This is a genomic window from Oceanobacillus sp. FSL K6-0251 (genome assembly GCF_038004725.1).
GTDB classification, from domain to species: Bacteria; Bacillota; Bacilli; order Bacillales; family Amphibacillaceae; genus Oceanobacillus; species Oceanobacillus oncorhynchi.
Genome location: NZ_JBBORS010000001.1, coordinates 3209625 through 3219988, shown reverse-complemented (window position 1 = coordinate 3219988; position 10364 = coordinate 3209625). Strand labels below are relative to the sequence as shown.

The following is a 10364-nucleotide window of genomic DNA, read 5'->3' as shown; positions in this document are numbered from 1 at the left end:
TATATATTTTGAAGAGGGGAAGGCAGCAATTTTTCATGTATTTCGAGTGATAATGGCACAATATAAAAAACTGAAATTTTACGACAGCAGCTACTTTACACAAGCATACCATCTGTTATAATAAAGGGGATAAAAATGGCTTGGCCTAATATGTAAGCGCAATAATTATACATATTACTTACTGTATTCAAAGGAGCGGAATTCAATGGCAAACCTACGAGACGAAGCATTACATTTACACGAACAAAAGCAAGGGAAGCTGGAAGTGAAGACAAAGGTGCCGGTGAGGAATAAAGAAGATCTAAGCTTAGCTTATTCTCCTGGTGTAGCAGAGCCTTGTAAAGAAATCTATGAACGAAAAGAAACCGTCTATGATTATACGATGAAAGGAAATATGGTTGCGGTAGTAAGCGACGGTTCTGCCGTTTTAGGACTTGGTAACATTGGTGCAGAAGCTTCTTTACCTGTGATGGAAGGAAAAGCGGTATTATTCAAAGGATTTGCAGGCGTGGATGCTTTTCCAATCTGCTTGGATACACAAGATGTCGATAAAATTGTAGAGACTGTTAAATTGATGGAGCCGACCTTTGGCGGGGTGAATTTGGAAGATATTGCAGCACCTAACTGCTTTATTATAGAAGAGCGGTTAAAAAGCGAAACCAATATTCCCATTTTTCATGATGACCAGCATGGCACGGCAATTGTCACAGTGGCAGGCCTGATGAATGCTTTAAAACTGGTAAATAAAGATTTCTCTAATATCAAAGTCGTAGCAAATGGAGCCGGCGCAGCTGGAATCGCAATTATCCGCCTCTTAAAGAGCCTGGGAGTTCATGACATGATTATGTGTGATTCTCGCGGTGCAATTTATGAAGGACGTCCTAAAGGGATGAACAACGTAAAAGAAATGGTCGCAAAATATACCAATGCGCAGAAGATAGAAGGAAGTCTGGAAGATGTATTAGAAGGTGCAGATGTATTTATCGGTGTTTCAGTAGGTGGCGCTTTAACAAAAGAAATGGTTGAAAAAATGAATGATGATGCAATTATTTTTGCAATGGCGAACCCGGATCCAGAAATCCTGCCTGAGGATGCAAAAGCAGCTGGAGCAAAAGTAATCGGCACCGGCCGCTCCGACTTTGCGAACCAAGTCAATAATGTGCTTGCTTTTCCAGGGATATTCCGGGGAGCTTTGGATGTCAGAGCAACGCGTATTAATGAAGAAATGAAGATAGCTGCTGCAGAGGGGATTGCATCTTTAATAGAAGACAGAGAGTTGAATGAAGACTATGTAATTCCTTCTCCTTTTGACGGACGAGTTGCACCGCTTGTAGCTAAGCACGTAGCGGAAGCAGCAATGAAATCCGGAGTTGCCCGCATTCACGTAGATCCGGAAGAAGTGGCAGAGAAGACAAGACGTCTGACAAAGGAAATCAATAAATAATTTGACATTGTAATTATCCCCTGAGACATTTTAATTTTTATTCAAAGTGTTTTAGGGGTATTTTATGTAAAAAAATAAAAACTTAAAATGAGATATTAGTTATCCTGTCTAATTTAAAATATTTTTTAATCTGTTTGTTGAATCATTTGGAAGAAGGCTTGATATAAGGTTATCAGAAAGCTTTTATATCCGTTTATTTGATATATAATGATACATTTATAATGACAATCTGATTGCGCGACTTGCAAACAGGTGGTAATCTATTTGTTGGGTTTCTATTTGATTTCTGTAGAAGAACAAGTAAGTACGTGTTCAAAAGTTGCCAAAGGTTTATAATGGGACGAGTGTTTACAAATGTTTTCAATGAGGTGACCGCACAAAAAAAGCGAACTTTTTCACCTGCGTTTATGGGGTTGCGATTACTTGCCCCGCTATAACTCGTCCGCAGCGGTCGCATTAACCTGAAAAATATACCAGCTTTATTTTTTATCATCCATTTTAAAACGCACTACTATAACTTGGGAAAATAGTTTACAATGGTAAGATAGGAAAAACGTTCTTACCTGAAAGCTCTATTTGAATGCTGGTTAATAGATGCAATTTATTTATTATATATTTTATACACAGTTAACCTGGCAGCAGAAAAAGGGGGGATAAACTTGCCACTTAAAGATTTTTTCGGCAAGCGTAAGAAGTATGCATCAATCCCGAGCGAGAAAGCAAAAGTAGATGTTCCAGAGGGGTTAATGCAGAAGTGTGATAATTGTAAGCAAATCTATTATCGAAAAGAGATAGTTAAGTCTTTATATGTTTGTCCAAACTGCGGATATCACCATCCGATGACAGCATGGACAAGAATTGAGAGTTTATTTGACGAAGGAACATTTACAGAATGGGATGCGGGCCTGACCTCTGCTAACCCGCTTGATTTTCCTGATTATGAGACGAAGATCAAGAAGGACCGTCAAAAAACAGGTCTGAACGAAGGAATTGTTACTGGTACAGGTGCGATTGAAGGAAATCAGGTTGCATTTGCTGTCATGGATTCCAATTTTCGTATGGGAAGTATGGGCTCTGCCATCGGTGAAAAAATAGCGAGAGCGATTGAAAATGCCAGAGAAGAGTCGATTCCTTTCATTATATTTACAGCATCTGGCGGAGCTCGTATGCAAGAAGGGCTTTTAAGCTTAATGCAGATGGCAAAAACATCCTTTGCTGTGAAACGATTTAGAGACAGCGGCAATTTAATGATTTCCGTGATGACTCATCCGACTACTGGCGGTGTATCTGCAAGCTTTGCATCTATTGGAGATTATAATTTTGCAGAACCGGGAGCGCTTATTGGTTTTGCCGGGCGGAGAATTATTGAACAGACAATCCGGGAAAAGCTTCCAAATGATTTTCAAACAGCTGAATTTCAATTAGAGCATGGCCAAGTAGACAAGGTTATTCACCGTCATGATATGAAAACAACGCTTGGAAAGCTTCTTTGTATGCACACGGATGGGAGGTAATCAAAAATGCCAATATTAGAATTTGAAAAGCCGATTGTGAATTTGAAAGAAAAGATCAAAGAACTGAAATCTTTTACAGAGAATAGTGATATTGATTTAAGAGACGAAATCAATAATCTGGAGGAACGTTTAGCAAAGCTGGAAGAGGATATTTATGGCAACCTGAAACCCTGGAATCGTGTGCAGATGGCCAGACATCCTGAACGGCCGACCACGCTGGACTATGTCGATAGATTATTTGAAGATTTTATTGAATTTCATGGAGACCGCTTATTTGGCGAGGATGAAGCAATCGTTTCCGGAATTGCTTATTATAAAAAGCAGCCGGTGACAGTGATTGGACACCAGCGGGGGAAAGATACGAAAGAAAATATTAAACGTAATTTTGGCATGCCGCATCCGGAAGGTTACAGAAAAGCCTTACGCCATATGAAGCAGGCCGAAAAATTTAACCGCCCAATTATTACGTTTATCGATACCAAAGGGGCATACCCTGGGAAAGCTGCAGAAGAAAGAGGGCAAAGTGAAGCTATCGCCAAAAATCTAATGGAGATGGCCGGTTTAACGGTTCCCATTGTATGTATTGTGATAGGAGAAGGCGGCAGCGGGGGCGCCCTGGGAATCGGTGTTGGAAATCATGTTCATATGCTGGAGAATGCTACATATTCTGTTATTTCTCCGGAAGGTGCAGCTTCGATTCTTTGGAAAGATGCAGGAGAAGCACAGCGTGCCGCTGAAACGATGCAGATTACAGCTCCAGATTTAAAAAAATTAGGTGTTATTGATGAAATGATTCCTGAACCAAAAGGCGGCGCACATCGAGATATTGATATACAAGCTGGTCTTATTGATCAAGTGCTAGAAAAATCACTGAACGAGCTGAAAGCATTGTCACCAGAGGATATAGTTGAAGAAAGATGGCAAAAATATAAAAAGATAGGTTCATTTCAAACGATATAATTGTTTATAAAGGCTGAGAATGAATGTCAGCCTTTATTTTAGTTTGGATTATAATGAAAGAATCATGTAAAATAGAGAATGTAGTGGACGAAAGATAAGAAACCAAGCCTTTAATGATTTTGGTTTATCATTGCAGTCTCAGATGATTTTCTTTATCTTTTATTTATGTAGGGATATGTTCAGGTGTTTTAAAAATGTAATAGAGGGAATTGGACAAACTAGTACAACAGAGCGGGGTTGGCTTGTTGTTTGAGAAACGGGCTGTATGTTAGAAGTCAGCACTTGGATATATTTAAAATAAGTTGGACATTGCAATATTTTAACTATAAGGTGGGAAAATAAATGAAAAAAATTGGTGTTTTGACTAGTGGTGGAGATGCCCCCGGCATGAATGCTGCAATCAGAGCAGTTGTAAGAAAAGCAATCTATCATGACATGGAAGTGTTTGGAGTCAAAAATGGTTATCAGGGATTAATGGATGGTAATTTTGAAAAAATGCATCTTGGTTCTGTAGGTGATATTATTCATCGCGGCGGGACGATTTTATTTTCAGCTAGAAGTGAAGAATTTAAAACTGATGAAGGTCAGCAAAAAGCAGTCGAACAACTGAAGGAAGCCGGAATTGAAGGGCTAATCGTAATTGGCGGTGACGGCAGTTTTAAAGGAGCACAAAAACTGACGGCAAAGGGAATTCCTTGTATCGGTGTGCCGGGGACGATTGATAATGATATTGCAGGAACGGATTTCACAATTGGTTTTGATACATCTCTTAATACGATTATAGACGCTGTGGATAAGGTTCGTGATACGGCTACTTCCCATGAGCGTACATACGTCATAGAAGTAATGGGCCGCAATGCAGGAGATTTAGCATTATGGGCTGGCTTATCCGTTGGAGCTGAAAGTATCCTCATCCCCGAACAAAACGATGAATTCTCTCAAATCGTTGACCGGTTAAACCGCGGACATAAACGTGGGAAAAAGCACAGTATTATCCTGCTCGCAGAAGGCGTCGGCAATGGGTTTGACGTAGGGAAACAAATTGAAGAGGCTACTGACTTGGAAACAAGGGTAACTGTATTAGGACATATTCAAAGAGGTGGTTCTCCAACTGGCCAAGACAGGGTATTAGCAAGCCGTCTGGGTGCTGCAGCTGTAGAATTGCTCTTAAATAATAAAGGCGGTCGTATGGTCGGGATTCAAAACAACAAAATTGTCGATAATGATATTGATGACATTTTAAAATTGAAGCATCATATTGATAATGAAATGTTCCAGTTATCTAAAGAATTGTCTATTTAATGAAAGATTGGTATTGAATTGAAGGAGGAAATAATAATGAGAAATACAAAAATTGTTTGTACGATAGGGCCGGCATCAGAATCGGTTGAAAAATTGGAGCAGTTAATCGATGCAGGAATGAATGTAGCCAGATTAAACTTCTCCCATGGAGACTTTGACGAGCATGGTGCGCGAATCAAAAATATTCGTGAAGCAGCTGCCCGAAAAAATAAAACGGTAGCGATTCTTCTGGATACAAAAGGTCCTGAAATTCGCACAGGTAATTTTAAAGAAGGAAGAGCAGATATTGTTCAAGGGAATGAAGTAATTGTTTCCATGAATGATGTAGAAGGTACTGCTGAGCGATTCTCCATTACGTATGGTGGATTGATCAATGATGTTCATCCAGGATCTAAAATCCTTCTGGATGATGGTTTGATTGAATTAGAAGTAAAAGAAATCAAGCAAGAAAGCGGAGAAATTGTAACGGTAGCGTTGAACTCTGGGGAAATCAAAAACAAAAAAGGAGTTAACGTTCCGAACGTATCTGTTAATCTTCCAGGAATTACAGAAAAGGATACCAATGATATCATTTTTGGAGTGGAGCAAGGTGTAGACTTTATTGCAGCATCCTTTGTACGCCGTCCTTCAGATGTATTGGAAATCAAAGAAGTACTGGAGCAGTATCAGGCAGAGCATATTAAAATTATCCCTAAAATTGAAAACCAGGAAGGCGTAGACAATATTAACAGCATTCTGGAAGTAAGTGACGGTTTAATGGTTGCCCGTGGAGACTTAGGTGTCGAAATACCTGCAGAAGATGTACCTCTAGTTCAGAAAAAGCTTATTACGCAATGTAATACAGCTGGAAAACCAGTTATTACAGCGACACAAATGTTAGATTCCATGCAGCGTAATCCTCGTCCGACCCGTGCAGAGGCTTCTGACGTTGCAAATGCTATTTTTGATGGTACAGACGCTATCATGCTTTCTGGTGAAACAGCAGCTGGTAATTATCCGGTGGAATCTGTTCAAACCATGAGTAATATTGCATTAAAAGCAGAATCTGCATTAAATCATAAAGTAATTTTAGAAGAACGTTCTAAAAATGTAGATATGGAAATCAGAGAAGCGATTACGCAATCTGTTTCACATACGGCATATAACTTAGGTATTGGTACAATCATTACACCGACAGAAAGCGGATCGACAGCCCGCATGGTTTCCAAATATCGTCCGAAAGCAACGATTATTGCTGTAACCGTGGATGAAGTCGTAAATCGTCAGCTTTCTCTTGTGTGGGGTGTTCATGCAGTAATGGGAACTCCGACAAAATCTACAGATGAAATGCTGGAAGTGTCTGTCAAACAGGGGCTTGAAGCGGGCGTATGCAAACGAGGAGAAACTGTCCTTGTTGTTGCAGGGGTACCGGCTGGAGAAAAAGGTACAACAAATCTGATGAAAGTTCATGTCATTGGAGATGTAGTTGCAAAAGGACAAGGTATCGGAAGAAGTAAAGCATACGGACATGTTGTCTTTGCTAAAAACAATGAAGAAGCATTGACCCGTATGAATGAGGGAGATATCCTTGTAACACATGCTACGGAAAAAGAAATGATGCCGGCAATTGAAAAAGCTGCTGCCGTTATTACAGAAGAAGGCGGTTTGACTTCGCATGCTGCTGTAGTTGGTGTCAGCCTTGGAATCCCTGTTATTGTAGGTGTAGAGAATGTCTTTGATTTATTGGAAGACGGTCAGGACATTACAGTAGACAGCAGCCGCGGACAAGTTTACGCAGGTCACGCAGGTGTATTATAATAGGTAAGCAAGCAAACAGAACCTCCGAATACAATCGGAGGTTCTGTTTATACATTCCAAAAGTATAGCTGCACGATAGAAAGGATGTTAACAATGAGAAATAAATACCTTCTTCTGGCATTTATTATTATACCGGCAATCGAAATTGGAGTATTTCTATGGCTAAGCCAGCTTATAGGTGTGCTATGGGTAGTCGGATTAATTATTACAACAGCTATATTAGGGATTTTTCTGGCCAGATATCAGGGAATGGAAGTATTCAGACGTGCGCAGCTGCAATTACAAAGAGGGGCCCCTCCGACAGAAGAACTTCTTGATGGTCTGGCAACCATGCTTGGAGCATTCCTTTTGATTATTCCGGGCTTTGTTTTAGATATTGCAGGATTATTATTATTAATACCCTGGACAAGAAATCAATTTAAAAATCAGCTTAAGAAAATCGCTATGCAGTTAATGGGGAGAAATACAATTATTTATCGTCGCTGGTAGAGAGAGTTCAAAAGGGGTCCAAACGATAAGCGCTTTTCTCTGTTTGCTTCTAATTCAGCCCCTTTTTGAACACAGCTTAGCAGGAATCACCCTTTAATATAAAGGAATAATTGCTGAAACACCCCAGATTTTTTGATGGCGAGCATCACAACTAAACTGACCGGGGCAAAGATTAATCCCAGAACACCAAACCATTGGACGCCTAAAAACATCCCGATCAGCATCATTAAAGGCGAGATGCCAATGGAAGTTGCCATGATTTTAGGCTCTATAAACTGTCTGATAATAATAATCAGGCCGTACAGCACAGATAAACCAATCGTTAAGGAATAATTAAAGGTTAAAAAGCTAAACAGAATCCAAGGTATTATAATAATGCCGATTCCTAAATAAGGAATAAAGTCTGCGATTGCAGCAAACAATACAATGGTAATTGCATGCTCCACCCGAAGGATGAGCAGACCAGTCCACAAAATAACCGCAGAAATACAAACCAGTATTACCTGTGCTTTAAAGTAACCAATCACAGCTTCTTTTAAATGAGAGACTATTTTTTGATAAAGCGTGTACCAATTAGAAGGCATCATGTCATGGATGCGGATTTGAATATTTTGGAAGTCGTAGCTGATCATAAAAGTAGCCAGTACAATAAAAATAAGAACAGTAAAAGAATTTGGCAGTATAATTAAAAAATTTGCTGTCTGCTGCATCAGTATTTGAAAGAAATGAGTAAAAGCAGACGTCATCGAATCTGTAAAGGAATGAATATATTCATAGACTTCCAAACGATAATCGACATGCAGTGTCGTCAGCAGAGAAAGCAATTTATCGTATAATGGCAGGATGTGCATATCTAATAACTGCTGAAACTGTTCCATTATATGACGGAAATAAGCAGGAAGCCTGTCCGATAAATAGCTGATACCTTGATAAACTTCGCTTATTAAAAAGTATAGAGCAATCGTAAATAAACTGAGAAAAAGACTGAATGTGCTGATTAGAGCAAGCAGCCTCGGCATTTTAAGTGTGTTTACAAACCATCTGATCAGCGGCTGGAAGAGTAAAGAAAGCAGGAATGCTATCAGAATAGGATAGATATAAGGAAATAATATATAGAATAGGAAAAGACTGCTGCATAAAGTGCTGATAACAATAAAAGAACGGATAAGTTGTCCAAGGATTTTTGATTGCATCATATTTCCTCCAGAAAAAAAGACCTAATTTAATCTATGATTGGAAGCGGCAAAGTAGAAGTAATAAGGTCTTTGCATCATGGGTAAGTAGTAAAACGCCAGCAGGAAATGGAGGAATCTAACAGTTATTTAACATAATTTAAACGGTTTCAATTCACATTCTGCTTTTTATCATTTATAATGAAAGATGGGCAGATAATAAATATTGCTATAATCAAACTGAAGGGTACAAATGGAAAGGTAAAGTATTTCTATGTTTGTTTAAAAGTAGAATAATAAATTCATTGATACGTAATGGTCAAAAGACTCTGGTTCCACGTTTACATTGTCCGCGAAGCGCACGTTCCATCACCTGAATGATACGAAGTGAATGTATAGTAATTGCTCAATTTTATTCCTACATAGATTTAAACAATCAAAAAAGTTTGTCACCCTTGTATTATTTTATTTGAAATGAATATCTAATACTTTGATTAACTGGAAAGGGAGAGGTAATATGTCAACATCAAAAAAAGGATTAGAAAATATTGTCGCAACACAATCAGCAATTAGTTCGATCATAGATGATCAATTATCCTATGTGGGTTATAAAATTGATGATTTAGCTGAAAATTCCAGCTTCGAAGAAATTATTTATTTACTTTGGAATCAAAAGCTGCCGACTCAATCAGAATTAAATGCGTTAAAGGCTGATTTAGCAAAGAATATGAATATTTCAGATGCTATTGTCAATCATTTGCGTTCCTATGATTTGAACAGTGTGCATCCAATGGCAGCTCTTCGGACAGCGGTTTCATTATTGGGGATTTACGATGAAGAGGCTGATGTCATGGACGAAGAAGCAAATAAAAGAAAAGCTGTTCGTATCCAGGCAAAAATTGCTGCTGTTGTAGCTGCATTTGCAAGGATTCGTGACGGAAAAGACCCTGTTCAGCCAAAAGAAAACTTAAGTTATTCTGCCAATTTCTTATATATGCTGAACGGAAAAGAGCCGGAAGATATTGAAGTAGAAGCAATCAATAAAGCACTCGTGCTCCATGCTGATCATGAATTAAATGCATCTACGTTTACAGCACGGGTTTGTGTAGCAACCCTTTCAGATATTTACTCTGGACTTGTAGCAGCGATTGGAGCGCTAAAAGGACCATTGCATGGCGGTGCAAATGAAAATGTAATGAAGATGCTTCTGGAAATCGGCGAAGAAGAAAATGCTATCCCTTATATTAAAGAGAAGCTGGAAAACAAAGAAAAAATTATGGGCATGGGCCACCGTGTGTATCGTGATGGAGACCCGAGAGCTAAATTCTTGAGAGACATGTCCAAACAGCTTACCAAACTGACAGGACAGGAAAAATGGTATAATATGTCCATTGCTATTGAAGATTATGTGAAAGAGCATAAAGGACTTCCTGCAAATGTCGATTTTTACAGTGCATCGGTTTATCACAGCCTGGGAATTGAAGAGGATTTATTCACACCAATTTTCGCAGTAAGCAGAACTTCCGGCTGGATAGCGCATATTTTAGAACAATATGCAGACAATCGGTTAATTCGTCCGCGTGCCGAATATAATGGACCGGATTTACAAGAATATGTATCTATTGAACAAAGAGGATAATATCGTTAAAATGTAGTAGAATAGATTAGGAATCATTAATAGGAGGT

At 38.9% G+C, this 10364-nt stretch carries 8 protein-coding genes; 7 read left to right on the top strand and 1 reads right to left on the bottom strand.

Translation table 11 applies throughout. From position 1 onward, the window contains the following. Nucleotides 1-205: 205 nt before the first annotated feature. From MKY45_RS16105 to MKY45_RS16080, 6 genes are all read left to right on the top strand, one after another. Nucleotides 206-1444, top strand: coding sequence for an NAD(P)-dependent malic enzyme (locus MKY45_RS16105; protein WP_042535350.1), 1239 nt, complete (start codon nucleotides 206-208; stop codon nucleotides 1442-1444). Between the two features lie 659 nt (nucleotides 1445-2103). Beyond that, nucleotides 2104-2958 carry an acetyl-CoA carboxylase, carboxyltransferase subunit beta gene (gene accD / locus MKY45_RS16100; protein ID WP_042535348.1) on the top strand — a complete coding sequence of 285 codons (855 nt, stop codon included), beginning with the start codon at nucleotides 2104-2106 and terminating at the stop codon, nucleotides 2956-2958. 6 nt (nucleotides 2959-2964) lie between these two features. Continuing rightward, nucleotides 2965-3918: an acetyl-CoA carboxylase carboxyl transferase subunit alpha gene (gene accA, locus MKY45_RS16095; protein ID WP_341173110.1), complete on the top strand. Its 954-nt coding sequence runs from the start codon at nucleotides 2965-2967 to the stop codon at nucleotides 3916-3918. A gap of 342 nt (nucleotides 3919-4260) precedes the next feature. Next, nucleotides 4261-5220 (top strand): 6-phosphofructokinase, encoded by a 960-nt coding sequence (gene pfkA / locus MKY45_RS16090; protein ID WP_042535344.1) that lies wholly within the window; start codon nucleotides 4261-4263, stop codon nucleotides 5218-5220. A gap of 36 nt (nucleotides 5221-5256) precedes the next feature. Next, complete coding sequence (gene pyk / locus MKY45_RS16085) at nucleotides 5257-7017, top strand: pyruvate kinase (protein WP_193063252.1); 1761 nt, start codon at nucleotides 5257-5259, stop codon at nucleotides 7015-7017. Between the two features lie 93 nt (nucleotides 7018-7110). Beyond that, on the top strand, nucleotides 7111-7506 hold the full coding sequence (locus tag MKY45_RS16080) for an FxsA family protein (RefSeq protein WP_042535342.1): 396 nt from the start codon (nucleotides 7111-7113) through the stop codon (nucleotides 7504-7506). Nucleotides 7507-7592: 86 nt separating this feature from the next. Here the strand turns inward: MKY45_RS16080 and ytvI are convergent, their stop codons facing one another. Continuing rightward, nucleotides 7593-8702: a sporulation integral membrane protein YtvI gene (gene ytvI, locus MKY45_RS16075; RefSeq protein WP_341173109.1), complete on the bottom strand. Its 1110-nt coding sequence runs from the start codon at nucleotides 8700-8702 to the stop codon at nucleotides 7593-7595. Between the two features lie 493 nt (nucleotides 8703-9195). Between ytvI and citZ the strand changes: the two genes are divergently transcribed. After that, nucleotides 9196-10317, top strand: coding sequence for a citrate synthase (gene citZ / locus MKY45_RS16070; RefSeq protein WP_042535340.1), 1122 nt, complete (start codon nucleotides 9196-9198; stop codon nucleotides 10315-10317). Nucleotides 10318-10364 lie beyond the last annotated feature (47 nt).